We start from the raw sequence: 25189 nt of genomic DNA, 5'->3' as shown, positions 1-25189 counted from the left end.
AGCCGGCACGCCTCTGCTACAAGGGAGGAATGCATGGCAGGGCTGCTCGCTCTATCCAGAACCATTGATCGCGCGAACGAATTCATCGGCAAATGGATATCGTGGCTGATCCTGCTGGCGATCCTGGTGAGCGCCGCCAACGCCATCATCCGCAAGGTGTTCGACATATCCTCGAACGCCTGGCTCGAGCTGCAGTGGTATCTGTTCGGCGCCGCCTTCATGCTGGCCGCCGCCTATACGCTGAAGCAGAACGAACATATCCGCATCGACATCGTCTACGGCCTGTTTCCACGCCGCGTGCAGCACTGGATCGACCTTTTCGGCCATGTCTTCTTCCTGATGCCGTTCGTGACGCTGATGGTGATCTATTTCGTTCCCTATGTGTCGCTGTCGTTTCGCAGCGGCGAGATGTCCAACAATTCCGGCGGGCTGATCATCTGGCCGGCCAAGGCCATCCTGCTCGTCGGCTTTTTCCTGCTCGCGTTGCAGGGCATTTCCGAAATCATCAAGAAGATCGCCATCATGCGCGGCGACATGGACGATCCCAATCCGTTCATATCGGCACATGAGCAGGCCGAGCTCGAAGCCAAGGCACTGGCCGACGAGGTGCGCTCGTGATGGAGTTCATCGCGCAGAACATGGCGCCGATCATGTTCGCCTCGCTGATCATCTTCCTGCTGATCGGCTATCCCGTCGCCTTTTCGCTGGCCGCCAACGGCTTGATGTTCTTTTTCATCGGCGTGCTCCTGTCGCCCTATTCCGGCGGATCGATCAACCTCGCCTGGCCGCTCCTGCACGCACTGCCGGATAATTTCTACGGCAGCCGGGTGATGTCGAACGACACGCTGCTGGCCATTCCGTTCTTCACCTTCATGGGCATCGTGCTCGAACGATCGGGTATGGCTGAAGACCTGCTCGACACGATCGGCCAGCTGTTCGGTCCGATCCGGGGCGGCCTCGCCTACGCCGTGATCTTCGTCGGCGCGCTTTTGGCGGCGACCACCGGCGTGGTGGCGGCTTCCGTCATCGCCATGGGCCTGATCTCGCTGCCTATCATGCTGCGCTATGGCTACGACCGCCGGCTGGCATCCGGGGTCATTGCCGCCTCGGGCACGCTTGCCCAGATCATCCCGCCCTCGCTGGTGCTGATCGTGCTTGCCGACCAACTCGGCCGCTCGGTCGGCGACATGTATGCCGGAGCGCTGATTCCCGGTCTCGTCCTGACCGGCCTCTACGCGCTCTACATCCTGATCGTTTCGATCTTCTGGCCAAAAATGGCGCCGGCGCTGCCCCTGGAAGCGCGCACGCTCGGCCATGGCGTGATGTCCCTGCTGGTGGCCTTGGCGGTCACGGTTGCTGCCTCCTACGCGGCGTATCGCTATCTGGCGCCGGCGCATGGCGACAATGCCGACATTCTCGGCGCCACTGCCGGGGTGCTCTTCATCTACATCGTGGCCATCGCCGACAAGCGCCTGAACGTCAACATGATGTCCAGGCTCGCGCAGCAGGTGATCATCGTGCTGATCCCGCCGCTGGCGCTGATCTTCCTGGTGCTGGGCACCATCTTCCTCGGCATCGCCACCCCGACCGAAGGCGGCGCCATGGGCTCCGTCGGTGCCTTGATCATGGCGGCGGCAAAGGGCCGGCTGTCGCTGGACGTGGTCAAGCAGGCCCTGACCGCGACGACGAGGCTGTCGTCCTTCGTGCTGTTCATCCTGATCGGCGCGCGGGTGTTCTCGTTGACTTTTTACGGCGTCAACGGCCACATCTGGGTCGAACACCTGCTGACCTCGCTGCCGGGCGGCGAAGTCGGCTTCCTGATCGGCGTCAATCTGCTCGTCTTCTTCCTCGCCTTCTTCCTCGACTTCTTCGAGCTGGCATTCATCATCGTGCCGCTGCTGGCGCCGGCCGCCGACAAGCTCGGTATCGACCTGATCTGGTTCGGCGTGCTTCTGGGCGTCAACATGCAAACCAGCTTCATGCATCCGCCGTTCGGCTTCGCGCTGTTCTACTTGCGTTCGGTGGCCGCCCGCGTGCCCTATCTCGACCGCCTCACCGGCAAGCAGATCGCGCCGGTCACTACCGGGCAGATCTATTGGGGCGCGGTGCCCTTCGTCTGTATCCAGGTGATCATGATCGGGCTGACCATCGCCTTCCCGCAAATGGTGATGCACTACAAGGGAACGACCGTCGATCCGGGCACCATCGACTACAAGGTGCCGGAAGTACCCGGCCTGTCGCCGCTCGGCACGCAGCCGGCCGGCGGCGGCACGGCACCGGCCGCTCCCGCCGCCCCCGATCTGTCGCAGCCGCCTAGCTTCGGTGACGCGCCGCCGGCCCAACCGGCAGCGCCACAGCCGGACCTGTCGCAACCGCCAAGCTTCAATTGAAACCGGCATGGCGACGATGATGAGAGCAGTGCGGCTTGAAGCGGTGGGCAGCATCGTGCTGCGCGAAGTCGACAAGCCTGACATCGGGCCGGACGAGCTTCTGGTGCGGATCGAGGCCTGCGGTGTCTGCGGCACGGACCGGCATCTGTTTCACGGTGAATTTCCGTGCACGCCGCCGGTGACGCCCGGCCATGAATTCTCCGGCATCGTCGAAGCGATCGGAGCATCCGTCTCTGGTTTTGCCGTCGGCGATCGCGTCACCGGCGACCCCAACATCGCCTGCGGGCGTTGCGCACATTGTCATGCCGGGCGGGTCAACCTCTGCAGCAATTTGTGGGCCATCGGCATTCATCGCGACGGCGGCTTTGCCGACTATCTTGCCTTGCCGCAGAAGCAGGCTTTTGTCCTGCCTGCCGACCTGAAGCCGACACATGGCGCCTTCTGCGAGCCGCTCGGCTGTTGCCTGCATGGCGTGGACCTTGCCGGGATCAAACCGGGCAGCTCGGTGGTCGTGCTTGGCGGCGGCGTGATCGGCCTGCTCACCGTACAACTGGCAAAACTGGCCGGGGCCACGACCATCGTGCTGTCGACCAGGCAAGCCTCGAGGCGCGCCCTTGCTAGGGATTTCGGCGCGACAGCGACGGTCGATCCGACCGCCGCCGATGTCATCGATGCCATCGCCGGGCCAGCCGGCCTGATGCCAGGTGGTGCCGACGTCGTCTTCGAATGCGCAGGCGTGCGAGAGACCGTCGAGCAGTCCATGCGGCTGGCCCGCGCCGGTGGCACGGTCGTCATCGTCGGCGTGACGCCGCAAGGCATGAAAGCGGAATTCGAGCCCTTCGACTTGCTGTTCCGGGAACTGAAGGTGCTCGGCTCCTTCCTCAATCCCTACACCCATCGCCGCGCCGCCGAACTCATTGCAGCAGGTGCAATCGAGATCGACAGGCTGATCTCAAGGCAGGTGCCGCTCGAGGACGCGGCGGCAGTGATCGCCAATCCGCCGGCACCAGGCGAGGTCAAGGTGCTGGTGGTGCCGCGCCGGGACTGAGCTGCCCGGGCCGTCATCTGACCTTGTGCGCATGCCTGCTATCCTGGCGGCTTTCACATCGGCTTCTTCGTTGGCGAACCGGACATCGTGCATGCAAAACAGGCCGAGCTTGCCGATGCGGGCCTCGCGCCGGGCGAGGTGCAAGAGCTGACGCGCGGCGGCGTCAGTTCGACGACCTTCTACTGTCATGCGCCGGGTGGAATGCTGATCGAGGTCAGCTCCTCGCTAGCCTGAAAAGAATGACCCCGGGCAAGCAGGCCCGGGGTCTTTTCAAATGAAGGCGATAGGCCGACTACAGTTTGCCGTTGCGTTGCTGCACCATCATGAAGGTGTCGTAATTGTATTCTGCCACCTGCGCCCAGAGATAATGCTCCTTGCGGAAGCCCTTGATCGACTCCCAGATCTTCTTGAACGGGGCGTTGGAGGCTTCCATTTCAGCATAGACCTCGTTGGCCTTTTCGAAACAGGCGGCCATGATCTCCTGGCTGAACGGACGCAGTTTGGCGCCGCCGGCCACCAGCCGCTTCACCGCCGCAGGGTTCAAATAGTCGTATTTCTGCAGCATGTTGGCGTCGGCCGCTTGTGCCGCGGTGCGCAGCAGCGACTTGTACGCCGGCGAAAGCTCGTCGTATTTTGCCTTGTTGAACATCAGATGGACGGTCGGGCCGCCTTCCCACCAGCCGGGATAGTAGTAATAGGGCGCGACCTTGTAGAAGCCGAGCTTCTCGTCGTCATAGGGGCCGACCCATTCGGCGGCGTCGATGGTGCCTTTTTCCAGCGCCGGATAGATATCGCCGCCGGCGATCTGCTGCGGCACGACGCCGAGCTTCTGCACCACCTTGCCGGCAAAACCGCCGATGCGCATCTTGAGGCCGGAGAGGTCGGCAACCGTGTTGATTTCCTTGCGGAACCAGCCGCCCATCTGCACGCCGGTGTTGCCGCCCGGCAGGCCAAAAAGGCCCTGCGTGGCGAGAAACTCGTTGAACAGGTCGATGCCGCCGCCATGATAGTGCCAGGCATTCATGCCGCGCGCGTTGAGCGAAAAGGGAACCGCTGCACCGAGCGCCCATGTCGGGTCCTTGCCCCAGTAATAATATGCCACCGTGTGGCAGGCCTCGACCGTACCGGCCGTGGTGGCGTCGGCGGCCTGCAGGCCTGGCACCAGCTCGCCGGCGGCGAAGACCTGGATCTGGAAATTGCCGTCGGTGGCTTCCGACAGCATCTTGGAGAACACCTCGGCGCCGCCGTAGATGGTGTCGAGCGACTTCGGGAAGGACGACGCCAGCCGCCACGTCACCTTAGGATTGGACTGGGCTATTGCGGGCGCCGCCAGCGAGGCCGCCGCCGCCGCGGCGCCGACGCCGGTGACACCGGCCTTGCGAATGAATGAACGACGATCCATGCAGTTCCTCCCTTTTGGATCAAACAGACCGAGACTCGGGAACATCCTCGATATCCCGGCTCAGTCTGGGGCAAAACAATACACAGGCAAGAAGTCGAGTCCAGCACGCCGGCCCGATTTGACGGCGAAGCCCAGCTGCCCTGCAACTATAGTCTAACAGGCCTTTTCGTGGCCCATGCGCACGCTGAAACTTGGCATGGAAAAATAACCAGGGATCGCCTATTTTAGAGGCAGGACATCCCTGCCCAGATGGAACACAGAGCCAAAATGCATCAGCCGCTCGTCGCCATATCGACCGACGTCCGTCAGTTCGACAACTACACCTGGCATGCCGCCCCGCAGCAATATCTGGAAGCGGCAGTTACCGGCGCCGGCGTGTTCCCGCTGCTGGTGCCATCGTTCGGCGACCGGCTCGACTTCGACGAACTTCTGTCGTCGGTCGACGGCGTCATGGTCACGGGCTCGAAATCCAATGTGCATCCTTCGCTCTATGGCGGCGACGCCAGCGAAGCCAATGGCCCCTATGACCCGGCGCGCGACGCCACGACGCTGCCGCTGATCCGCCGGGCGATCGAGCGCGGCGTGCCACTGCTCGCCATCTGCCGCGGCATCCAGGAATTGAACGTGGCGCTCGGCGGCACGCTGGGTACCGAGATCCAGGAGCGCGAGGGTTCGCTCGATCACCGTGCGCCGGTGAGCGACAATCAAGACGAACGCTTCGCCATCCATCAGACCGTTTCGATCGAGCCCGGCAGCTGTCTGGCCGGCGTGTTCGGTGCCGGCGAGATCAAGGTCAATTCGGTACATCGCCAGGCGATCGACCGGCTCGGCCCGAAGCTGCAGATTGAGGCGGTCGCCACCGACGGCACGGTCGAAGCGGTTTCGGTGCGCGACTCCCGCGCCTTCGCCGTCGGCGTGCAATGGCATCCGGAATATTGGGTCAAGTCGGACAGCAACTCGATGAAAATATTCCGTGCCTTCGGCGATGCTGTAAGAGGCCACGCCTTGGCCCGCCAAGCGGCGCGCACGGCGGCAGAGTAGAGACTATCGGGATCCGGCCCTTGGCGCGGATCCCTCGATCACCCCAAATCAGAACTTGTAACTGACGCCGACGCGGACAGCCTGGGTGGTCACGTCGGTGGGATAGAGGTAGCCGCTGTCGGTCGCCGGATTGTCGGTGAACGTGCCGAAATCGCTGTAGCGATACTCGACACGGGTCGTCCAATTTTGCGCGAAGGCATATTCGATACCGGCGCCCACAGTCCAACCTGCCTTTGTGTTGGACGAGTTATCCGTCGTGGTGCCGTCGTCATATTTTGTGTCGAAGTGAGCGACGGCCAGACCGCCCGTGGCGTACAAGAGGGCAGGTCCCGTCGCATAGCCAAGACGTGCGCGCAGCGAACCCTGAACGTCGATCTTGGTTTTGATGTTGCCGGCATATGCCGAATCCACGGAGCCGCTCGCTCCCGAGGCTTCGAGATCGGCTTCGACGCCCAGAACGATCGAATTGAAGGCCTGATTGTAGCCGACGTGGATACCGCCGATCACCCCGTCGGACTTCCACGAGTCAGCCCAGTCGGAATTGCCGTCGTCGATGTTGGCATCGTGGCTATCGACGTGCCCCCAATTGTATCCAAGCTGCGCGCCAACATAGTAGCCACTCCATTCGTAAGCCACCGGAGCTTCGACAAGCGCGTCCGCAGCGAAAGCGCCACCCGAAAGGGCGACAAGAATGGTGGATGCGAGAAGGATGGATTTCACGTTACGCCCCCGGTTGAATAGCGGCATAACGGTCTATCTTCTGCTCTATTACAAGATGCTAAAATATCGCGGCGCTGTTTTTACAATTGGCGTGGCAGAACGGCCACTCCAATTGGCTGGCTGAACCGCCACGGCGGTGCGATACCTGCCCCTTGCAGCGGCAGAATAGGCCACTGGGCATTAATAGCTATTCAGCGACAGCAACGGTAGCGCCGGGGCATAGGATTCGTAGCCGTCGCCATCGGCAACCGCGAAAGTGACGATTGGATCGGTGCCATTGGCGCTGAAGGCGACAGTGCCGTCGTTTTGCTCGCGCCAGAACCTCGCCTGCTCTATGCCCGGCAAGAGCCGGCGGCATTTCGGAGCAACGGTGAGCAGCGACAAACCGTCCGAAATTTCAGCCCCCCGGCTGACTGCACAGGCCGCCTCATCGCCATTGGCGACCAGCCTGTAGCTGTTGGGTGGGGCGGCCTCGTTGGCCACGCTTTCCCCGCTGCCTAGATGAAACAGCTGAACGCCACCGAACAGCGTTGCGGCAGCGATCAATGCGGAAAGTGCTTTCATCATTCTTCATCCACGCACACGGACAGGATGAAGAATGATTCCAAAGGGTTAAGCTGACGTTAATAAGTGTGGCGGCCAGCCGATCAGCATCATTCTCTGTGTTGACGCAATTCCCAAGGGAAAGCGCTTCGCGCTTTTCCCGGGAAAACCGCTCTACACTTTTCCTGGAATTGCTTTGGCCTTCACATGCGCCGTCTCGGGCACCGGCGTCAGCGGCCGGCGCTCGGTGAACCACGACACCAGATTGTCGACGCACAGATCCGCCATGGCGCGGCGCGTGTGGTCAGATGCCGAGCCGACATGCGGCAGCAGCGACGTGTTCGGCGCGTCGAGCAGCGCCTTGGGCACGTTCGGTTCGTCGGCAAAGACATCGAGGCCGGCAGCGGCGATGGTGCCGTTGGCAAGCGCCGCCGCAAGCGCTGCCTCATCGACCGTGCTGCCGCGGCCGATATTGACGAAGACGCCGCTGGCGCCGAGCGCCGACAGGATTTCGGCGTTGACCGCCTTCTCCGTCGAGGCGCCGCCCGGCGCCACCGAAATCAGCGTGTCGACGGCTTCGGCAAGCCCTTTCAGGGTCGGGTGGTACTGATAGGAAAGGCCTTCGACACGGCGCCGGTTGTGATAGGCGACCGGCAGGCCGAAGGCTTCGAGACGCCGGGCGACGGCTTGCCCGATGCGACCCATGCCAAAGATACCGACCTTGCGCCCGCGCAAGGTCAGCCGGCTTAGCGGATAGTTGCCCTTGCGCACCCAACTGCCGTCGCGCAGCCAGGTTTCGGCACGCGGCAGGTCGCGGATGGTGTTGATCAGCAGCCCGATGGCGGTGTCGGCGACCTCCTCGGTCAACACATCAGGCGTGTTGGTGACCATGATGTTCTTCGCCGCCGCATGGCCGACATCGACCGAATCATAGCCGACGCCGAAGGAGGCGATGAGTTCGAGATTGGGCAGTGCATCCATCATCGCCGCGTTGATGCCGGCAAACGAAGCGATGCCACGCACCTTGCTGCGCATCTCTTCGGTGACGAGGGACGGATCGGCGCGTTCGATCGGGACAGGCCTGAATGTGTGGTTGATGCGGTCGACCGCATGATCGTTGAAATCGCCCGGCACCAGAATGGCGACGGTCTGCAGCTGTTCGGCCTTGGTCATGCACGCTCCACCGGCTTGCCGGTCGACTGACGCACGTGCAGTTCCGGCTTGATCAATTCTTGCGAAGGCCGCACCGTCTGCCCGTTGAGCTTGTCGAGCAGCGCGCTGGCGGCGCGGCGGCCGACCTCGCGCTGGCCGTTCCAGACGGTGGTCAGCGCCGGCGTCGCGATCGCCGCCTCTTCGAGATCGTCATAGCCGGTGACGGAGATATCGACGCCCGGCACCAGGCCGGCACGGGCAATGCCGTTCATCAGGCCGATGGCGACGAGGTCGTTCCAGCAGCAGGCCGCCGTCGGCCTGTCCTTCAGCGCCAGGAACTGTCCGGCGGCCTCGAAGCCGGCCTGCTTGGTGCGCGGGCCGGCGATGCGCCAGGACGGCCTGACTTCCAGCCCGGCCGCCTCCATGGCGTTGACATAGCCCTGATAGCGGTCGCGACCGGTCGAGGTTTGGTCGGTGCCGCCGATCATGGCGATGCGCTTGTGGCCGAGCGAGATCAGATGATTGGTGGCGAGGCCTGTTCCATAAGAGTCGTCGCCACGAAAGACCGGCACGTCGGCGCCCTCGACGGTACGCGCGATCAGCACCGCCGGCAGGCCATTCTCCTCGGCCATCACGATGTCGGAAGCCGGTGTGCCGATGGCCGGCGACATGATGACGCCGTCGGCGCCGAGCTGCAAAAGCGTGTCGATGAAAGTGCGCTGCTTTTCGAGCTGATCATAATGGTTGGACAGGATGAAGGTCTGCCGGCTGCGGTCGAGCTCGCTTTCGATCGAGCGCAGGATCTCGGCGAAGAACGGGTTCATGATGTCGTGGACGACGACGCCGACAATGCCCGAACGCGAGGTGCGCAGGCTGGCCGCGCGGCGATTGTAGATATAGCCGATGGCGCGGGCATGTTCCTTGATGCGGTCGCGCGTCGAGCCGGCAACCAGCGGGCTGTCGCGCAGCGCCAGTGACACGGTGGCCGTGGACACGCCGAGCGCATCCGCGATCGTCGAAAGCTTGATTTTCTGTGCCAGCGCCTTGCGCCCCCCGGACCTGAATTTCCTGACCTAAACTGTTTAAAGGCGGCGTTATGCCATCGATCGAGTGCAAATCAAAGTTTTTTTGCCAGCGCTTCCGCCTCCACATCCGAGGCGGCGCGGCTCTGCAGCCGAAGCCGGTGCTCGCGATGGACGATGTAGAGGCCGCTGGCGACAATGATGGCGGCGCCGAGCAGCGTCCAGCGGTCGGGAAACTGCTTGAAGACGATCCAGCCGGAAATGATCATCCACACCATCTGCGAATAGGGATAAGGCGCTAAGGCGGTGGTCGTCGCCAGCCGGTAGGCCTGGACCAGCAGCCAGTGACCGACGCCGCCGAACACGCCGAGCATGAGCAGCACGAACCAGTGCCAGCCGTCATGCGGCAGGGAAAACGAAAATGGCAGCAAGGGCAACAGCAGCAGCGCCGGCGCCAGCGCCGAAAACAGGATGAGGCTCTCCGACGTCTCGGTCGCCGACATGCGGCGCGTCATGATGACGTAGAAGCAGTTCGACAACATCGAGCCGAGCGCGAACAGGTGCCCGACGCCGAAAACGCCGACGCCTGGCCGGGTAATGATGAGGACACCGGCAAAGGCCGCCAGGATCGCCAGCCAGCGCCGCCAGCCCGCCCACTCGCCGAGCAGCGGGCCGGCCAGCGCCGTGATCACCATCGGCCCGAAGAAATAGATCGAAGTGGTCTCGGCCAGTTGCAGGGAGCGCAGTGCCAGGATGTTGAAGATGGTCGAGCCGAACAGGAACAGGCCGCGCAGGACATGCGCCGGCAGGTTGACCGGGCGAAACCGCACCGGCTGGCGCCAGCCGCGCAGCAGCGTGCCGACCAGCACGACATGCACGGCAAAGCGCACCCAGGCAACGATCAGCACGGAAACCCCGGCAAGGACGAGATACTTGCTGCTGGTGTCGAGGAAGGTGAAGAAGACATAGGTGGAAAGCATGCACAGGATCGCCACCGGGGGCGTCGCGCTTTCTAGATGTCTTTGCGGAGCACTCACTTGCAGGCCGGGTGGGAAGCTGGACTGAAGCTCACCTTTGCGAGAATTGCCGGCTGCCGGCAAGCCAATTGTCGCCTGCCGCGACACCAAAGCCGGCTGGCATAACAAGAGCCCCGGCAGGCTTGGTCCATGCTTCGGAAAACTAGGCGTGCATGCGAGCGCCCTTGGTGATCTTGTCGACCAGCTTCTTGTCGACGCGAAGCGCGATACCGACCACCTTGGCGTCTTCAGGCGCGAATTCGCCGAAGACGGATCGGTTGGCCGCGTCAAAGCCGGTCGCGAACATCTCCTCGACATAGAGCGAGGTGGTTACGCCGCGCTCCAGAGTGCGCCGATGGATGGTGCCCAGTGTTGCCTGGTCGGCGGACAAAACGATGACCGGCTGGATCGACAGCGGGTTGTACAGATTGCCGGCGCGGTCGCGATAGGGCTCGCCGATGATGTCCGGAAACTGGGCCACGATGCCGCTGGTCAGAAAGGCCGTGACGTTGAGTTTCTGCCAGACCGGCAGATCCTCCCTGAGCACGATTGCAAATTTCGTATCGAACATGAGACATTGACCATTTGAGCTTGTGCCCCAATGCGAGGCTGAAGGAGACGATGTCGCACGATCTAGACAGCCAGGCCTTCAGGGGTCTTGGACGTTTGTGCGTCGGTGCGGCGGAAAACTGCATCATTTCCGCCCCCGATCCCGCCGGCATGGAGCGGATCGAGGCGCGCTTCCGTGGCAGCGCGTTCGAGTTGCATCGCCACGACACCTATTCGATCGGGGTGACACTGCACGGGGTGCAGACGTTTCGCTATCTTGGTGCTGCGCGCCACAGCCTGCCCGGTCAGATCATCGTGCTGCATCCCGACGAGTTGCATGACGGCGGCGCGGGTACCGAGGACGGCCTGCGCTACAGGATGCTCTACCTGGAGCCGTCACTGATGCTCGACTGCCTTGGCGGCGCTTCGCTGCCTTTTGTCAGGGATGGCGTGGTGACGGACGCCGCTTTCTGCGCGACGCTGCTTTCTGCGCTGGGGCCGCTGGAGCAGGAACTCGACGAGTTGTTCGTCGACGACTTCCTGACGCAACTGATGCAAAGCCTGACACGGCATGCCGGCCAACCGGCAAAGCCGATGACCAGGACGGCGTGGCGAGCGGCTGCACTTGCGCGCGACTATCTCACGGAAAACCTGACCCGACCGGTGCGCTCCGGCGAACTGGAAGCGGTAACCGGGCTCGACCGCTACGCCTTGTCACGGCATTTCCGCGCCGCTTTCTCGACCAGCCCACATCGCTTCCTGGTGATGCGCCGGCTTCAGCGCGCACGGCGCATGATTGCCGCTGGCGAACCTTTGGCGCAGATCGCGGTCGAAGCCGGCTTCAGCGACCAGAGCCATTTTATCAGGCAATTCAAGAAGGCGTTCGGTATGACGCCGGGGCGCTGGTCGTCGCTGGTTCATGGATTCACTGCGACGGCGGCCTGATCGCCTGCCGCGACGATCGGCTGATCAGTCGTCCGACTCGGCGTCGTCGTCGATGAGCACCAGTTCCTCGTTCGAGAGGTTGGCCTCGATGCGGGCAAGCAGCTTGAACAGCGCCTTCTGGTCCTTCTTGTCGAGGCCCTTCAGTGCCTGCTTCTCTGTCTTCTTAACCGATTTCTCGATGGCGTGGATGATGTCGCGGCCGGTGTCGGTGAGGAAGATGTGCGCCTGGCGAGCATCAGCCGACGAGGCGCGTTTTTCCAGGAAACCCTGGGCCTGCAGCCGGTTGATGGTCTTGGTGATGGTGGGCGGGCGCACACCGAGGCGACCGGCAAGATTGCCAGGCGTCTGGCCGTCCTCGCGGTCGAGCGCCAGCATGATCTGGTCCTGGCCGGCATAGAAGCCGTGCGCCAGGAGCCGTGCCGCCAGCGCGGTTCTTGCCAGCCTTGCCACCGAATGCAGCCGGCTCATTGTCGCAGTCTTGTCCGCCTTGGCCATGGTCATCCCTCTTCGGCCGTACCGGTGCGGGCAGCATAGAGACAGCCGGCCGGTTGGCAATCGACGATCAAAAAGATTCCGGAGCTTCAAACAGCTTTGCCGGCAAGCATTGTGGTGTCCGCCGTGGCTAATGCCAGATGTTTATTTCAGTTAGATGACAAACGAGTTTTCGCGGCCGGAGTTCTTGCCGCAAGCAGGGGCTGAGGGAATGCCGCTCAGCCGGGCTTCTTCGCGACGATCATCAGCGCCTGATAGGCATCCTCCACCTCGCGCAGTGCGGCTTGCGATTGCGGTCCGGCCTGCCTGGCGATGCCGTCGCTGGCATTGGAGGTATCGCGCTTGCCGGGCCGGTCATTGTAGGGTGCGACCGTGGCGAAGATCTGCTCGCTGAGGCTGTCGGGGAAGAACAACTGGCCGGTCATCACCGAACTGTCGTCAGGGAAGACCTTGAAATGGATATGGGTGGTGCGGCCGCGATACCAGCCGGGATAGATGGTAGCGAAGGAAACGATGCCGCTTGCGTCGGTCCTTTGCCAACCACGCAGGAAGGTTTGGCCGACGTGTCGACGTCCCGGCCGTCACCTTGTCCCGGATAGCCGGAATAGGCACCTTGCGCGTCGCAATGCCAGATGTCGACACGAGCGCCGGCAACCGGGCGGCAGCCCGCGTCGACGACCTGCAGCCGGACGTCAAGGGCAATACCCTTCTTGCCTTCGGTGACATCGGCACGTTCGAGTTTCGGGTCGAAATAGAACGGTCCCTCGGTCACTTCAAGCGTAATGGTGCAGACACCAGCGCCGTTTTCGAACAGGGCCAGTCCGGCATAGAGCGAGGCCTGGGTAGCCGAAGATTGGGCGGCCATTGCCGAGGCCGGCAGGAAGGCACCACCTCCGGCCGTGACCGCGATCAAACCAAGCGCCTGGCGTCGGCTCAATGAGAAGGAGGATGGCTTGCCGGACATATCTTGCCTCTCGAATTGGCCTCCCGCGTCCTGATCTAGGCGGTCGCAGCGGCTCTCGCCAGTCTAAATTCGGTAATGTCGGCAAGCCTGTTTGGCCCATCGGTTTGCCCCGTGCAAAAGCCCGGCACACATCCTATATGGAACCGACAATCCCTTTTTCGAGGGCCGGATTTTTCGCGGCCCAGCACCTTCGAGGCAAGCCATGAGCGACGCACAGACGCAGATCCCCGTAACCGTTCTCACCGGCTATCTCGGCGCCGGCAAGACGACACTGCTCAACCGCATCCTGTCGGAAAGCCACGGCAAGCGCTACGCCGTCATCGTCAACGAGTTCGGCGAAATCGGCATCGACAATGATCTGATCGTGGAATCCGACGAGGAAATCTACGAGATGAACAATGGCTGCGTCTGCTGCACGGTGCGCGGCGACCTGATCCGTGTCGTCGAGGGCCTGATGCGCCGGCCAGGGCGCTTCGACGCCATCGTCGTCGAGACCACCGGGCTCGCCGATCCCGTGCCGGTGGCGCAGACCTTCTTCATGGACGACGACGTGCGCTCCAAGACCAGGCTTGACGCGGTGGTGGCGCTGGTCGACGCCAAGCACCTGCCACTGCGGCTCAAGGATTCCAAGGAAGCCGAGGACCAGATCGCCTTCGCCGATGTCGTCGTGCTCAACAAGACCGACCTCGTCACCCCCGAAGAGCTCGCCAAGGTCGAGGCGACGATCCGCGCCATCAATCCGGCGGCGAAGATCCATCGCACGACACGCGCCGGCGTCGCCTTGTCCGAAGTCCTCGATCGCGGCGCATTCGACCTGTCCCGAGCGCTGGAAAACGATCCGGATTTTCTCGAGGCGCATGACGACCATGACCATGACGGCCACGATCATCATCACCACGATCATGACGGGCATGACCACCACCATCACGCACATGCTTCCGACATCCATGATGTGACGGTGCAGTCGGTGTCGCTGCGCGGCGGCGAGATGGACCCGAAGAAATTCTTCCCGTGGATCGAGAAGATCACCCAGATGGAAGGCCCCAACATCCTGCGGCTCAAGGGCATCATCGCGCTCAAGGGTGATGACGAGCGCTACGTCATACAGGGCGTGCACATGATCATCGAAGGCGACCACCAGCGCGCCTGGAAGGACGGCGAGAAGCATGAGAGCCGGCTGGTGTTCATCGGCCGCGAGCTGGATGCCGAACGGCTGAAGAAGAGCTTCGACGCCTGCCAGGTGACTTGATTTCCAAGCCTTATAACGCTAGCGCTGCCCCTTCTGTCCTTCTCCCCTTGTGGGAGAAGGTGGCTGAGCGAAGCTCGGTCGGATGAGGGGTGATCCAGCTTGGCACCGACGGCACTCCGTCCAACACCCTCATTCGTCTCGGCGCTGCGCGCCGATCCACCTTCTCCCACAAGGGGAGAAGGTTGGCGCCACACCTGGCCGCGCTGGCGACTTCTCGGGGATGGCAGCAAACTTCATTGGAATGGTTCTGATGCCCACAGTCGCCCCCCTAGACCTCGAAGGCCATTGCGTCGCCGCCGTCTTCCTCGGCGACGTGCCGCATTTCGCGCTGGCTGACGGCGCGATCCATCGGCTCGACCATGGTCACAAGACGGTTCAGGCCAATGACGGGCTGCTCGCCGCCTTCCACGATGCGGCCAACGACCGCCTCATCACCGGCGGCGAGGACGGCAAGGTGTTTGCTGTGAAGGCAGGCGGCGAAGCCACCGAACTGACCAGTGCCGGAAAGAAGTGGATCACCAGCGTCGCCGCAGGACCGCAAGGCGCGATCGCCTATGCGACGGGCAAGACCGCCTTCGTGCGCTTCGCCGACGGCAAGACCAGGGAATTCGTTCATCCGCGTTCGGTGGAAGGGTTGGCGTTCTCGCCCAAGGGCATGCGCTTCGGTGTCGCCCGCTACAATGGCGCGACACTGCATTTCCCGGCCGCCGAGGGCAAGCCGGTGGAGCTCGAATGGGCCGGCGCCCACACCGGCATCACCTTCTCGCCCGACGGCGCCTTCCTCGTCACCACGATGCAGGAGAACGCGCTGCATGGCTGGAAGCTCGCCGACGGCAAGCACATGCGCATGACCGGTTATCCCGGCAAGGTCAAAAGCCTGTCGTGGAGCGTGAAGGGCAAGTGGCTGGCGAGTTCCGGCGCGCCGGCGGCGATCGTCTGGCCGTTTTCAGGCAAGGACGGGCCGATGGGCAAGGCACCACTGGAACTCGGCACGCGCGGCAACGCCATGGTGACGGCAGTCGCCTGTCACCCCAGCCAGGATGTCGTCGCCGTCGGCTATGATGACGGCATGGTGATGGCGGTGCGCTTTGCCGACGCCAAGGAAGTGCTGTTGCGGCGGCCGGGCAAGGGCGCCATCACCTCGATGATGTGGGACAAGGAAGAGCGCCGCGTCGCCTTTGGCAGTGCCGCTGGCGACTGCGGCGTCATCGACATTTCGGCGTAGTTCAGGACTTATTCAGCCCCGCACGACACCTTGCCCGTCAACTCTTTCGGCTTGCCATCCGTTTCCACGTCGGCGGCATTGTCATAAACGGCAAGTGTGTACTGCCCGTCATAGATCCCTTCGTCGCTGGCCTTGGTCAGGATCGTCAGTTCGACGGAATTGAATGTGTTTGCCACCTCGTACTCGCGGTAGATGTTCAGCCGCAGATCCTTGCCGTCCAGCCAGTACTGGGTCAGGTTGGAATCCTCGAACGTCGTCTTGCGCAGATGATCGTCAACTGACCTCGCCTTGATTTCGAGATCGCCGCGAAAGTTGAAGGTCGGGCCGCCCATGCCCCTGGTGACGCCGGCGCCGACGTCGAATGCCACCGCCGTATCGTCGACGTTGCACCAGATGCCGCCTGAGGCGAAGGCGGCGCTGGCCGACGACAGAAGCATTGTCACACAGATGATCGTCCTCATTTTTGCTGTCCCCACCTCAATTCCCGCTCATATTGGCGCTGACTTCGGCAGCACGGTCAAGCGCCGCTGCCAATGGCTGAGCCAACGCAGGATGGACGCGCGGCCAATTGCGGATGCGGACACGGATTGGCTAAGAGGGATCGACCAGAGGGGTTTTCATGCACAGCGATACTTCCAAGACGTCCATCGGCGGCATCGGTCGCGACCGCATTGCCGAGTTGCGCGAAACCGAGGGGGCAGCCTTCCGCAAGGCGCGGCCAAAGTCGCAAGCCAAGGCCGGCAACGGCCTGCCCGGCTTCTTCGGCGGCGTGCCTATGCACTGGATGAACGACTGGCCGACGCCCTTTCCGATCCTGGTCGACAGCGCCAAAGGCGCGACCATCACCGACATCGACGGGATCAGGCTTGACGATTTCTGCCTTGGCGACACCGGCTCGATGTTCGGCCATTCGCCGCCGCCGGTGGCGCGCGCCATCCGCCGCCAGGCCGGACGCGGCCTGACCTATATGCTGCCTTCGGAAGATGCGCTCGCCATCGGGCCGCTGCTGCAGCAGCGCTTCGGCCTGCCGTTCTGGCAGATCGCGACGACGGCGACCGACGCCAACCGCTTTGCGCTGCGCGTGGCCCGCGCCGTTACCGGCCGGGAGAAAATCCTCGTCTTCAATGGCTGCTATCACGGCTCGGTCGACGAGACGATGGTGCGGCTTATCGACGGCGAGCCCGTCAACCGGCCGGGATTGGCCGGCGAGTTCCGCGACCTGACCCGTACGGCCAAGGTGATCGAGTTCAACGACATTGCCGCGCTGGAAGCCGCGCTCAGGGACAAGGATGTGGCTTGCGTCATTGCCGAACCGGTGCTGACCAATTCCTGCATGGTGCTGGCCGATCCGGGCTACCATGACGCGCTGCGCAGACTGACGCGGGCGGCCGGCACACTGCTTCTGATCGACGAGACGCATACGATCTCGACCGGCCCCGGCGGCTACACGAGGAAGTATGGTCTCGACCCGGATTTCTTCGTCCTGGGCAAGCCGATTGCCGGGGGTGTGCCGGCAAGTGTGTGGGGCATGAGCGACGACGTCGCCTCGCGCTACGCAGACTACAACAGGACCAAGCAGCCGGGCTATTCCGGCATGGGCACGACGCTGTCGGCCAACCCGCTACAGTTCGCTGCGATGCGGGCCACGCTTGAAGAGGTGATGACCCAGGAAAATTATGACCGGATGGATCGTCTGGCGCGGCGGCTCGATGCCGGGCTGTCCGGCGTGATCGACCGCTATCGCTTGCCCTGGCATGTTTCCCGTGTCGGCGCTCGTGTCGAGTTCATCTGTGCGCCCGGTCCGCTGCGCAATGGCGCTGAGGCGGAAGTGGCGCATGCGCCGGAATTGGAGGCAGCCATCCATGTCGCGCTGGTCAATCGGGGCGTGCTGATCGCACCCTTCCACAACATGATGCTGATCTCGCCGGCGACGTCAGGTGCCCAGGTCAACCGGCTGATCACCGCTTTCGGCGCGGTTGCGGCAAAGCTTGCGGCATGAGACAAGCGGCAATGGACCATCCCAATGCCATAATGACCTCACCTTCGGGCTCGACACCCGCCGAGGCGCAAGCCTTTCTCGATGCCCATCCCGAGATAGAAGCCTTCGATATCGTGCTGACCGACGCCAATGGCGTCGGCCGGGGCAAGATCGTGCGCAGGCATGAGCTGAAAAGCATCTTCGAGGGCGGCCGCCATATGCCGATCTCGATCCTCGGCCTCGACATCACCGGCGAGGATGTGCACGAGACCGGGCTGATCTGGACGACTGGCGACGGTGACCTAAGGGCATGGCCGATTCCCGGCACGCTGGTGCCGCTCTACGGCACAAATCCGCCGCGTGGCCAGTTGCTGATGGCGATGTACATGCTCGACGGCCGGCGGATGTCGTCGGATCCGCGGCTGGCGCTTGCGAGGCAAGTCGATATCCTGGCGGCCAAGGGTCTCTATCCGGCTGGCGCCTTCGAACTTGAGTTCTTCCTGCTGGCAAATGAGCGGGACGCCGACGGCAAGGTGCAGCCGGCGCGCGCCGTGCTCGATGGCCGCGTATCGGGCAAGACCGAAGTCTATTCCGTCGATCATCTGCACGGCATGGAGCCGTTGTTCTCCGACATCTATGCGGCAGCCAAGGCGCAGGGCATTCCGGCCGAGACAGTGATTTCCGAATATGCGCCCGGCCAGTACGAATTGACGCTGAACTACCGCAAGGATGTGATGCGGGCGGCCGACGATCTGGTTATGCTGAAGCGGCTGGTGCGGGCGCAGGCGCGCCGCCACGGCGTCACCGCCTGTTTCATGGCCAAGCCGATCGAGAAGTATGCCGGCTCGGGAATGCATTTCCACGTCTCGCTGCAGGACAAGGCAGGCCGAAACGTCTTTGCGGAGGCCGGCGGCGAGAGCTGGTCGCTGCCGTTGCTGCAGGGGCTCGGCGGTCTCATCCAGACGATGGCGGAATCGATGCTGGTGTTTGCACCGCACGCCAATTCCTGGCGGCGCTTCGTCTCGCAATCCTATGCGCCGGTGGCGCCGACCTGGGGCGTCAACAACCGCTCGGTGGCGCTGCGCGTGCCGGCGGGCGACGCCAAGAACCGGCGCATCGAGCATCGCCCATCTGGCGTCGACGCCAACCCCTATCTGATCGCCGCGACCGTGCTGGCCGGCATTATCAAAGGCCTGGATGAAGGTCTCGACCCCGGCCCGGAAACCACCGGCAACGGCTATGAGGCGGCTGTCACGCGCACGACGATGCCTGTCGACTGGCGCGCCGCGATCGAAGCCGCGCGGACCTCCACCTTCCTGAAGAACGCGCTCGGCGAGGACCTGCACCGGACCTTCGTGGCGATCAAGCAATCCGAGTACCTGCGTGTTGCACGCACGGTCAGTGAACTGGATTACCACCTCTATCTGCACGAGGTTTGATGGTTCATGATGGGCGGCGATCACTTTTTCGCCGCCTCCATCAAATGAGGTGGCGTGCCTCTCGCTTAGAACATATCATGAACATATGAGTGCACTCACCGTCCGTGAAAAGCTGGCGATTCTGTCCGACGCCGCCAAATACGATGCCTCCTGCGCCTCTTCCGGTGCGGCGAAAAAGGATTCGCTGAAATCCGGCGGCATCGGCTCGACCGAGGGCATGGGCATATGCCATTCCTATGCGCCCGACGGTCGCTGCATTTCGCTGCTGAAGATCCTGCTGACCAATTTCTGCATCTACGATTGCAGCTATTGCATCAATCGCTCTTCCTCGAATGTACGGCGCGCCCGTTTCACCGTCGACGAGGTGGTGAAGCTGACCATGGATTTCTACCGGCGCAATTACATCGAGGGCCTGTTCCTGTCTTCGGGCGTCATCCGCTCACCGGACGAGACCATGGGCGACATGGTCGAGGTGGCCCGGCGATTGCGGCTGGAGGAGAAATTCTCCGGCTATATCCATCTGAAGACAATCCCGGAAAGTTCGGCGGAACTGGTCGAGAAGGCAGGGCTTTATGCCGACCGGCTGTCGATCAATGTCGAGCTGCCGACCGACGAGGCCGTAAAGCGGCTGGCGCCGGAAAAGAAGCCGGAAACGATCCGGCTTTCCATGGCCAGGCTGCGCCAGAAAATGGAGGAGAAGGCCGAGCCGACACTGAGGACCAAAAAGCGCGAACGCTTTGCGCCGGGCGGACAATCGACGCAAATGATCATTGGCGCCGACAAGACCTCCGACGACGGCATACTGCACACCAGCGCGCGGCTCTATGGCAGCTATCATCTGCGGCGCGTCTACTACTCGGCCTTCAGCCCGATCCCGGATTCGTCGTCGTCCCTGCCGTTGCAGAAACCGCCGCTGATGCGCGAGCACCGGCTTTATCAAGCCGACTGGCTGATGCGCTTCTACGGATTTTCACAGCCGGAGATCCTCGCCGGCAGCGGCGACGGCATGCTCGACCTCGCCATAGATCCAAAGCTGGCCTGGGCCCTGCGCAACCGGGGGCAGTTTCCGGTCGACATCAACCGCGCCGACCGCGAAGCACTGCTGCGCGTTCCGGGTCTCGGCACCAAGGTGATCGCCAAAATCCTGGAGACCCGCCGCCATCGGCGCATGCGGCTGGAAGATGTCGGGCGCCTCTGCCAATCGATCGTCAAGCTCAGGCCCTTCATCATTGCCGAAGGCTGGTCGCCAGGCGCGCTCACCGACAAGGCCGGCTTGCGCGACAAGATCGTGCATCCTTGCGAACAACTGTCGCTGTTTTGACCATGCAACCGGCTGAGCTCAATCTTGCCAGCTACAGCGTGTGGCTCGACAGCGAGACCGACTTTTCCGGCTGGCGCGATGCGGCGCGGCGGCTGGCGCTGAACGAGGTCAGGCCGGAGGTTATCAGTTGGCATGTCGCAACCGGTTCCGACCGACCGCAGAGGGATTTTCCGGCCCCGCCGGCCGGCGCGCAGCTCGTGGTGCCACGCGACTTCATCGGGCATGCGGAAACCGCCTTCTGCCATTCCGATCCCACCCGGTTCGCCTTTCTCTACCGGATGCTGTGGCGGTTGCGCACCGAGCCGAAGCTGCTGGCGATCGCCTCGGATCCAGACACCAAGCGTCTCGAGGCCATGGAAAAGGCGGTACGGCGCGACAGCCACAAGATGCATGCCTTCGTGCGCTTCCGGAAGATCGGCGACGGCGACGAGGAGCGCTATGTCGCCTGGTTCGAACCCGATCATTTCATCGTCGAGCGGAATGCCGATTTCTTCGTCAGGCGTTTCACCGGTATGCGCTGGACAATCCTGACGCCTTATGCCTCCGCCGACTGGGATGGCGAAAGGCTGGCGCTCGGACCGGGCGCGGCCAAGGGCGATGCGCCTGATCAGGACGATATTGAGGCGCTGTGGCGAACCTATTTCGAGAACATCTTCAACCCGGCACGGCTGAAGGTGAAAGCCATGCAGAAAGAGATGCCGAAGAAATATTGGCGGAACCTTCCCGAGGCCTCGCTCATTCCAGACATGATCGCAGGAGCGGACAAGGCCGCCAAAGACATGATTGCCAGAATGCCGACAGCACCCGCGCCGCACCACGCCAAGGTGCAGGCGCGGCACTGGCCGAAGCAACAGCCAGACGAGACAGGACAGCACGATGGCGCAAGCACCATTTCCGAACTGCGCGAGGCTTCGAAAGGTTGCCGCCGCTGCCCGCTGTGGCGCGACGCGACGCAGTCCGTGTTTGGCGAAGGGCCGGACAATGCCAAGGTGATTTTCGTTGGCGAACAGCCGGGCGATCAGGAGGATCTTGCCGGCAAACCTTTCGTCGGTCCCGCTGGCAAGGTCTTCGATTCGATTCTTGATGAAGCCGGTGTCGATCGCCAGAAAGTCTACGTCACCAACGCCGTCAAGCACTTCAAATTCGAGCCGCGTGGCAAGCGCCGCATCCATTCCAAACCGAATGCCGGCGAGGTTAAGGCCTGCCGCTGGTGGATCGACAGGGAGTTCGCGCTGATCAAGCCAGACCTTGCCGTGGCGCTTGGTGCAACGGCGGCGTTGTCGCTGCTGGGCAAGGCAATCCCAGTGACGAAAACGCGCGGTCAGGTGATCGAGCGCGAAGATGGTTTGCGCGTGTTCATCACCATCCATCCGTCCTTCATCCTGCGCATCCACGAGCCGGCCGACAAGGAAGCCGAACGCGAGCGGTTTTTGCAGGATATGATGCAGGTCAAGCGGCTGATGGCCGCCTAATCCGTTGTTCTGCGCAATTCCGGACGGAAAACCGCTGCACACTTTTCCTGGAATTGCTTCAGCTACCTGATCAGGATTGCCCTGAGGTCGTTGACATTCGTGCCGGTCGGGCCGGGCACGAAGAGATCGCCAACCGCGTTGAAGGCCGTCCAGGCATTGTTGCCGGCGAGCATCGCTTTGGCATCGACGCCCGCTGCAAGCATGCGCTGTACGGTCGAAGCATCGGCAAAGGCGCCGGCATTATCTTCCGAACCGTCTATGCCGTCGGTGTCGGCGGCCAGCGCGTGAATGCCGTCGACGCCATTGATGCCGATGGCGAAGGCAAGCAGGAATTCCGAATTGCGGCCGCCCTTGCCTTTTGCGCGCAGCGTCACGGTTGTCTCGCCGCCCGACAGGATCAGCACCGGCTTCGAAAATGGCCGGTTGAGCGTCGCCACTTCGCGCGCGATTGCCGCATGGACGCCGCCCACCTCGCGCGCTTCCCCTTCGATGGCATCGGAGAGGATGACAGCTTCGACGGCTTGCCGTTTCGCTTCCGCAGCAGCCGCTTCGAGCGACACACCCGCAGAGGCGATCAGATGGACCTCGTTGCGCGAAAAGCGTTCATCATCCGGCTTTGGCGCATCGGCGGCAGGCGAATTGATATGCGCCATGACCGAGGCTGGCAGTTTCATGCCATAGGCCGATATCGATGCCAGCGCGTCTGCGCGGCTGCCAGTGTCCGGTACCGTCGGGCCGGAGGCGACAAGTGCTGGATTATCGCCGGGAATGTCGGAAACGACCAGCGACACCACCTTGGCCGGCCAGGCGGCCGCCGCCAGCCTGCCGCCCTTGATGGCGGAAAGGTGCTTGCGGATGGTGTTCATCGCTGCGATCGGCGCGCCGGAGGCGAGCAGCGCTTCGTTGACGGCGATCTCGTCGGCCAGCGTCAGGCTGCCGGCCGGCGACGGCAAGAGCGCCGAGCCGCCACCCGAAATCAGCGCCACGACCAGATCATCCGCTGTCAGTCCCTGGACCTTGGCGAGCAGACGCCGCGAGGCTTCGAGCCCGGCGGCATCCGGCACCGGGTGCGCCGCCTCGATGATCTCGATGCGCTCGCAGGTTGCGCCATAGCCGTAGCGGGTGACGACCAGCCCTTCGATGGGGCCGTCCCACACCTTCTCGAAAGCCGCAGCCATCTGCGCCGAGCCCTTGCCCGCGCCAATGACGATGGTGCGGCCCTTGGGCTTGGCCGGCAAATGATCCCTGATGGTTCGTTCCGGATCGGCTGCGGCGACGGCCGCGTTGAAGATGGAGGCGAGAAAGGCCTTGGGATCGAGCACGGTCATTCGGCTCCCCGAAGCAATGCCAGCCCGCGCTTGTCGACGCCCAAATGATCGCACAGCGCATCGACCACGACGCCGTGATCCTCGCGCTCCGGCAGTCCGGAAACGGCGATTACGCCAATGACGCCGGCGCCCTTGACGGTAACCGGAAAGCCACCGCCAGCCAGCACATAATCAGCAATATCCAGTCCCTCACCAACCTTGAAGGTGCGGTCGGCGCGCTGCTGTTCCAGCACCATGCGGTAGGTGCTTTTCAGGAACCGTTTAACGACATTGATCTTGCGCCGCGCCCAGTCGGGATTGGAAGCATTCGAGCCCGGCATCGCCGCATAGAACAGCGGCCTATCGAAGGTCCTGATGTCGACTATAACAGGCAGGTTCTCGGCGAGCGCGCGGTCGCGGATGGCTGAACCGATCTTGAAAGCAGCGGCCTCGTCAAAGGCGGCGAAGACCAGGATCTCTTCCTGTCTCTTGATCAGAGCGATGTCGTCAGCAACGGCCATGTCGTTCCCCTGTCAACTTCGTCGCACGCTTTGACCGATGGCCGCCGCCGGGTCAAGCAAGGAACGCGCCGTAGTGCTCTAATTCGCCATGTCGCTCTTGGCCGACCGGCCTGCGACATAGACCTCGCGCACGGCGCGGTCGTCGCCCAGCGTCTGCAGCAGGAACAGTTCCTGCGCCAGCGTCTCGACCGTTTCCATCCTGAGCCGCATCGCCGGCGTCGCCCTGGCGTCGAGCACGACGATGTCGGCATCGGTGCCTGCCTCCAGCGTGCCGATCTTCTGCGCCACCGACAGCGCCTCGGCATTGCCGCGTGTCATCTGCCAGAAGGACTGGAACGGGTTCAGCTTCTCGCCGTTCAGCGCGATCACCTTGTAGCCCTCGTCCATGGTACGCAGCATGGAATAATTGGTGCCGCCGCCGACATCGGTGGCGGCGGCGATGCGGATCGGCTTGTCGCGGCGGCGGAAGCGTTGATAGTCGAACAGACCGGAACCGAGGAACAGGTTCGAAGTCGGGCAGAACACCGCCACCGAGCCCGAATCCGAAAGCGCATCCGCTTCGCGCTCCGACAAATGGATGCAGTGGCCGAACAGGCTTTTCTTTCCCAACAGCCCATAGTGCTCGTAGACGTGGGTGTAGTCGCGCGACCACGGGTAGAGTTCCTGCGTGAAGGCGATTTCGGCGTGATTTTCCGACAAATGCGTCTGCATGTGCAGGTCGGGGTACTCGCGGCAGAGTGCTGCGGCCATCTCCATCTGCTCCGGCGACGAGGTGATGGCGAAGCGCGGCGTGATCGCACAATGCTGGCGCCCCTTGCCATGCCATTGCGCGATCAGCGCCTTGCTGTCGTCGTAGCCTGATTGCGGCGTGTCGAGCACGCCGTCTGGCGCATTGCGGTCCATCATCACCTTGCCGGCGATGTTGAGCATGTTGCGGTCGTGCGACTCGGCAAAGAAAGCTTCGGCCGAGGCCTTGTGCACCGAGCAGTAGGCGACGACCGTCGTGGTGCCGTGGCGCACCATCTCGTCGAGGAACAGCCGCGCGATGCGGCGGCCATGCTGGGCGTTGGCGAACTTGGTCTCTTCCGGAAAAGTGTAGGTGTTCAGCCAGTCGAGCAGTTCGGCGCCATAGGAAGCGATGATCTGCATTTGCGGGAAATGCACATGCGCATCGATGAAGCCCGGCAGCAGCAGATGCGGCCGATGGTCGATTTTATTCGTCTCCTCGCCGGCCTGCTTTTCGACCTCGGTATAGGTGCCCGTGGCGACGATCCTGCCGTCGCGGATCAGCACGCCGCCATCCTCCTCGTAGCACCAGGCGGAATGGTCATCGATGGTTTCGGGCCAGCGCACAAAGGAGAGCGTGCGGCCGCGCAGAAGTGTCCAGCTCATG

Annotated in this window: 26 protein-coding genes; 12 read left to right on the top strand and 14 right to left on the bottom strand. The window is 63.0% G+C overall.

Annotated elements, in window-relative coordinates:
- Positions 1–33: 33 nt before the first annotated feature.
- From ASD12_RS19560 to ASD12_RS19545, 4 genes are all read left to right on the top strand, one after another.
- Positions 34–618, top strand: coding sequence for a TRAP transporter small permease subunit (locus ASD12_RS19560; RefSeq protein ID WP_056589614.1), 585 nt, complete (start codon positions 34–36; stop codon positions 616–618).
- Entirely contained in the window at positions 615–2390 is a 1776-nt protein-coding gene (locus ASD12_RS19555) for a TRAP transporter large permease subunit (RefSeq protein WP_200953707.1), read from the top strand. Before ASD12_RS19560 ends, ASD12_RS19555 begins: the two co-directional genes overlap by 4 nt.
- 19 nt (positions 2391–2409) lie before the next feature.
- Positions 2410–3438 carry a zinc-dependent alcohol dehydrogenase family protein gene (locus tag ASD12_RS19550; protein ID WP_056590133.1) on the top strand — a complete coding sequence of 343 codons (1029 nt, stop codon included), beginning with the start codon at positions 2410–2412 and terminating at the stop codon, positions 3436–3438.
- Positions 3439–3525: 87 nt separating this feature from the next.
- Positions 3526–3672 carry a hypothetical protein gene (locus ASD12_RS19545; protein WP_244482901.1) on the top strand — a complete coding sequence of 49 codons (147 nt, stop codon included), beginning with the start codon at positions 3526–3528 and terminating at the stop codon, positions 3670–3672.
- 58 nt (positions 3673–3730) lie between these two features.
- Here ASD12_RS19545 and ASD12_RS19540 read toward each other — a convergent pair whose 3' ends face one another.
- Complete coding sequence (locus tag ASD12_RS19540) at positions 3731–4840, bottom strand: TRAP transporter substrate-binding protein (protein ID WP_056589609.1); 1110 nt, start codon at positions 4838–4840, stop codon at positions 3731–3733.
- A 267-nt stretch (positions 4841–5107) separates the two neighbouring features.
- Here ASD12_RS19540 and ASD12_RS19535 point away from each other — a divergent pair, with 267 nt between their 5' ends.
- Positions 5108–5881, top strand: coding sequence for a gamma-glutamyl-gamma-aminobutyrate hydrolase family protein (locus ASD12_RS19535; protein ID WP_056589607.1), 774 nt, complete (start codon positions 5108–5110; stop codon positions 5879–5881).
- Between the two features lie 48 nt (positions 5882–5929).
- Here the strand turns inward: ASD12_RS19535 and ASD12_RS19530 are convergent, their stop codons facing one another.
- The 6 genes from ASD12_RS19530 to ASD12_RS19505 form a co-directional block, all read right to left on the bottom strand.
- On the bottom strand, positions 5930–6601 hold the full coding sequence (locus ASD12_RS19530; RefSeq protein ID WP_056590130.1) for an outer membrane protein: 672 nt from the start codon (positions 6599–6601) through the stop codon (positions 5930–5932).
- A 180-nt stretch (positions 6602–6781) separates the two neighbouring features.
- Positions 6782–7165 (bottom strand): hypothetical protein, encoded by a 384-nt coding sequence (locus tag ASD12_RS19525; RefSeq protein WP_056589603.1) that lies wholly within the window; start codon positions 7163–7165, stop codon positions 6782–6784.
- Positions 7166–7318: 153 nt separating this feature from the next.
- Positions 7319–8317, bottom strand: coding sequence for a 2-hydroxyacid dehydrogenase (locus tag ASD12_RS19520; RefSeq protein ID WP_056589601.1), 999 nt, complete (start codon positions 8315–8317; stop codon positions 7319–7321).
- A complete protein-coding gene (locus ASD12_RS19515; protein WP_082525534.1) occupies positions 8314–9336 on the bottom strand; it encodes a LacI family DNA-binding transcriptional regulator in 1023 nt (340 codons plus the stop codon). The genes ASD12_RS19520 and ASD12_RS19515 overlap by 4 nt, the downstream gene beginning before the upstream one ends.
- Before the next feature lie 77 nt (positions 9337–9413).
- Positions 9414–10298 (bottom strand): DMT family transporter, encoded by an 885-nt coding sequence (locus ASD12_RS19510; RefSeq protein WP_056589594.1) that lies wholly within the window; start codon positions 10296–10298, stop codon positions 9414–9416.
- A 199-nt stretch (positions 10299–10497) separates the two neighbouring features.
- Positions 10498–10905, bottom strand: coding sequence for a DUF2000 family protein (locus ASD12_RS19505; protein WP_056589592.1), 408 nt, complete (start codon positions 10903–10905; stop codon positions 10498–10500).
- 50 nt (positions 10906–10955) lie between these two features.
- Between ASD12_RS19505 and ASD12_RS19500 the strand changes: the two genes are divergently transcribed.
- Positions 10956–11828: an AraC family transcriptional regulator gene (locus ASD12_RS19500; RefSeq protein ID WP_056589589.1), complete on the top strand. Its 873-nt coding sequence runs from the start codon at positions 10956–10958 to the stop codon at positions 11826–11828.
- Between the two features lie 24 nt (positions 11829–11852).
- Here the strand turns inward: ASD12_RS19500 and ASD12_RS19495 are convergent, their stop codons facing one another.
- The 3 genes from ASD12_RS19495 to ASD12_RS19490 all read right to left on the bottom strand — a co-directional run bounded on the left by ASD12_RS19495 (position 11853) and on the right by ASD12_RS19490 (position 13284).
- Positions 11853–12323, bottom strand: a complete 471-nt coding sequence (locus ASD12_RS19495) for a MarR family winged helix-turn-helix transcriptional regulator (protein ID WP_056590127.1) — start codon at positions 12321–12323, stop codon at positions 11853–11855.
- Between the two features lie 215 nt (positions 12324–12538).
- On the bottom strand, positions 12539–12745 hold the full coding sequence (locus ASD12_RS35890; RefSeq protein ID WP_320410749.1) for a hypothetical protein: 207 nt from the start codon (positions 12743–12745) through the stop codon (positions 12539–12541).
- Positions 12745–13284, bottom strand: coding sequence for a hypothetical protein (locus ASD12_RS19490; RefSeq protein ID WP_320410748.1), 540 nt, complete (start codon positions 13282–13284; stop codon positions 12745–12747). The genes ASD12_RS35890 and ASD12_RS19490 overlap by 1 nt, the downstream gene beginning before the upstream one ends.
- A 202-nt stretch (positions 13285–13486) precedes the next feature.
- Here ASD12_RS19490 and ASD12_RS19485 point away from each other — a divergent pair, with 202 nt between their 5' ends.
- A complete protein-coding gene (locus tag ASD12_RS19485) occupies positions 13487–14533 on the top strand; it encodes a GTP-binding protein (RefSeq protein ID WP_056589586.1) in 1047 nt (348 codons plus the stop codon).
- Positions 14534–14783: 250 nt separating this feature from the next.
- Positions 14784–15758, top strand: a complete 975-nt coding sequence (locus tag ASD12_RS19480; protein WP_056590124.1) for a WD40 repeat domain-containing protein — start codon at positions 14784–14786, stop codon at positions 15756–15758.
- Between the two features lie 8 nt (positions 15759–15766).
- Here the strand turns inward: ASD12_RS19480 and ASD12_RS19475 are convergent, their stop codons facing one another.
- The gene (locus ASD12_RS19475) at positions 15767–16219 is read right to left on the bottom strand and encodes a hypothetical protein (RefSeq protein WP_056589583.1); all 453 of its coding nucleotides are present in this window, start codon (positions 16217–16219) and stop codon (positions 15767–15769) included.
- Positions 16220–16377: 158 nt separating this feature from the next.
- On the opposite strand from ASD12_RS19475, the gene ASD12_RS19470 reads away from it, so the two are divergent.
- From ASD12_RS19470 to ASD12_RS19455, 4 genes are all read left to right on the top strand, one after another.
- Positions 16378–17757: an aspartate aminotransferase family protein gene (locus tag ASD12_RS19470; RefSeq protein WP_056589580.1), complete on the top strand. Its 1380-nt coding sequence runs from the start codon at positions 16378–16380 to the stop codon at positions 17755–17757.
- An 11-nt stretch (positions 17758–17768) separates the two neighbouring features.
- Positions 17769–19175 (top strand): glutamine synthetase family protein, encoded by a 1407-nt coding sequence (locus ASD12_RS19465; protein ID WP_082525533.1) that lies wholly within the window; start codon positions 17769–17771, stop codon positions 19173–19175.
- A gap of 85 nt (positions 19176–19260) precedes the next feature.
- The gene (locus ASD12_RS19460; protein WP_056589577.1) at positions 19261–20496 is read left to right on the top strand and encodes a putative DNA modification/repair radical SAM protein; all 1236 of its coding nucleotides are present in this window, start codon (positions 19261–19263) and stop codon (positions 20494–20496) included.
- 2 nt (positions 20497–20498) lie between these two features.
- Positions 20499–21968, top strand: coding sequence for a UdgX family uracil-DNA binding protein (locus ASD12_RS19455; protein WP_056589575.1), 1470 nt, complete (start codon positions 20499–20501; stop codon positions 21966–21968).
- A gap of 62 nt (positions 21969–22030) precedes the next feature.
- Here ASD12_RS19455 and ASD12_RS19450 read toward each other — a convergent pair whose 3' ends face one another.
- The 3 genes from ASD12_RS19450 to guaD all read right to left on the bottom strand — a co-directional run bounded on the left by ASD12_RS19450 (position 22031) and on the right by guaD (position 25188).
- On the bottom strand, positions 22031–23296 hold the full coding sequence (locus ASD12_RS19450) for a glycerate kinase (RefSeq protein WP_056589574.1): 1266 nt from the start codon (positions 23294–23296) through the stop codon (positions 22031–22033).
- On the bottom strand, positions 23293–23796 hold the full coding sequence (locus ASD12_RS19445) for a heme-degrading domain-containing protein (RefSeq protein WP_056589571.1): 504 nt from the start codon (positions 23794–23796) through the stop codon (positions 23293–23295). Before ASD12_RS19445 ends, ASD12_RS19450 begins: the two co-directional genes overlap by 4 nt.
- Positions 23797–23874: 78 nt before the next feature.
- A complete protein-coding gene (gene guaD, locus ASD12_RS19440; RefSeq protein WP_056589568.1) occupies positions 23875–25188 on the bottom strand; it encodes a guanine deaminase in 1314 nt (437 codons plus the stop codon).
- Position 25189: the final 1 nt, after the last annotated feature.

The organism is Mesorhizobium sp. Root102, assembly GCF_001425625.1.
Lineage (GTDB): Bacteria > Pseudomonadota > Alphaproteobacteria > Rhizobiales > Rhizobiaceae > Mesorhizobium.
Note: the sequence above shows the minus strand (reverse complement) of the source record. Positions and strands in the feature narration are given on the sequence as shown.

Bases quoted from the DNA above. Each gene is read 5' to 3' on its own strand.
- ASD12_RS19560 (WP_056589614.1), top strand. From the start codon at position 34: ATGGCAGGGCTGCTCGCTCTATCCAGAACCATTGATCGCGCGAACGAA.
- ASD12_RS19550 (WP_056590133.1), top strand. From the start codon at position 2,410: ATGAGAGCAGTGCGGCTTGAAGCGGTGGGCAGCATCGTGCTGCGCGAA.
- ASD12_RS19540 (WP_056589609.1), bottom strand. From the start codon at position 4,840: ATGGATCGTCGTTCATTCATTCGCAAGGCCGGTGTCACCGGCGTCGGC.
- ASD12_RS19535 (WP_056589607.1), top strand. From the start codon at position 5,108: ATGCATCAGCCGCTCGTCGCCATATCGACCGACGTCCGTCAGTTCGAC.
- ASD12_RS19525 (WP_056589603.1), bottom strand. From the start codon at position 7,165: ATGAAAGCACTTTCCGCATTGATCGCTGCCGCAACGCTGTTCGGTGGC.
- ASD12_RS19520 (WP_056589601.1), bottom strand. From the start codon at position 8,317: ATGACCAAGGCCGAACAGCTGCAGACCGTCGCCATTCTGGTGCCGGGC.
- ASD12_RS19510 (WP_056589594.1), bottom strand. From the start codon at position 10,298: ATGCTTTCCACCTATGTCTTCTTCACCTTCCTCGACACCAGCAGCAAG.
- ASD12_RS19505 (WP_056589592.1), bottom strand. From the start codon at position 10,905: ATGTTCGATACGAAATTTGCAATCGTGCTCAGGGAGGATCTGCCGGTC.
- ASD12_RS19500 (WP_056589589.1), top strand. From the start codon at position 10,956: ATGTCGCACGATCTAGACAGCCAGGCCTTCAGGGGTCTTGGACGTTTG.
- ASD12_RS19495 (WP_056590127.1), bottom strand. From the start codon at position 12,323: ATGGCCAAGGCGGACAAGACTGCGACAATGAGCCGGCTGCATTCGGTG.
- ASD12_RS35890 (WP_320410749.1), bottom strand. From the start codon at position 12,745: ATGACCGGCCAGTTGTTCTTCCCCGACAGCCTCAGCGAGCAGATCTTC.
- ASD12_RS19490 (WP_320410748.1), bottom strand. From the start codon at position 13,284: ATGTCCGGCAAGCCATCCTCCTTCTCATTGAGCCGACGCCAGGCGCTT.
- ASD12_RS19485 (WP_056589586.1), top strand. From the start codon at position 13,487: ATGAGCGACGCACAGACGCAGATCCCCGTAACCGTTCTCACCGGCTAT.
- ASD12_RS19480 (WP_056590124.1), top strand. From the start codon at position 14,784: ATGCCCACAGTCGCCCCCCTAGACCTCGAAGGCCATTGCGTCGCCGCC.
- ASD12_RS19475 (WP_056589583.1), bottom strand. From the start codon at position 16,219: ATGAGGACGATCATCTGTGTGACAATGCTTCTGTCGTCGGCCAGCGCC.
- ASD12_RS19470 (WP_056589580.1), top strand. From the start codon at position 16,378: ATGCACAGCGATACTTCCAAGACGTCCATCGGCGGCATCGGTCGCGAC.
- ASD12_RS19465 (WP_082525533.1), top strand. From the start codon at position 17,769: ATGGACCATCCCAATGCCATAATGACCTCACCTTCGGGCTCGACACCC.
- ASD12_RS19460 (WP_056589577.1), top strand. From the start codon at position 19,261: ATGAGTGCACTCACCGTCCGTGAAAAGCTGGCGATTCTGTCCGACGCC.
- ASD12_RS19455 (WP_056589575.1), top strand. From the start codon at position 20,499: ATGCAACCGGCTGAGCTCAATCTTGCCAGCTACAGCGTGTGGCTCGAC.
- ASD12_RS19450 (WP_056589574.1), bottom strand. From the start codon at position 23,296: ATGACCGTGCTCGATCCCAAGGCCTTTCTCGCCTCCATCTTCAACGCG.
- ASD12_RS19445 (WP_056589571.1), bottom strand. From the start codon at position 23,796: ATGGCCGTTGCTGACGACATCGCTCTGATCAAGAGACAGGAAGAGATC.
- guaD (WP_056589568.1), bottom strand. From the start codon at position 25,188: ATGAGCTGGACACTTCTGCGCGGCCGCACGCTCTCCTTTGTGCGCTGG.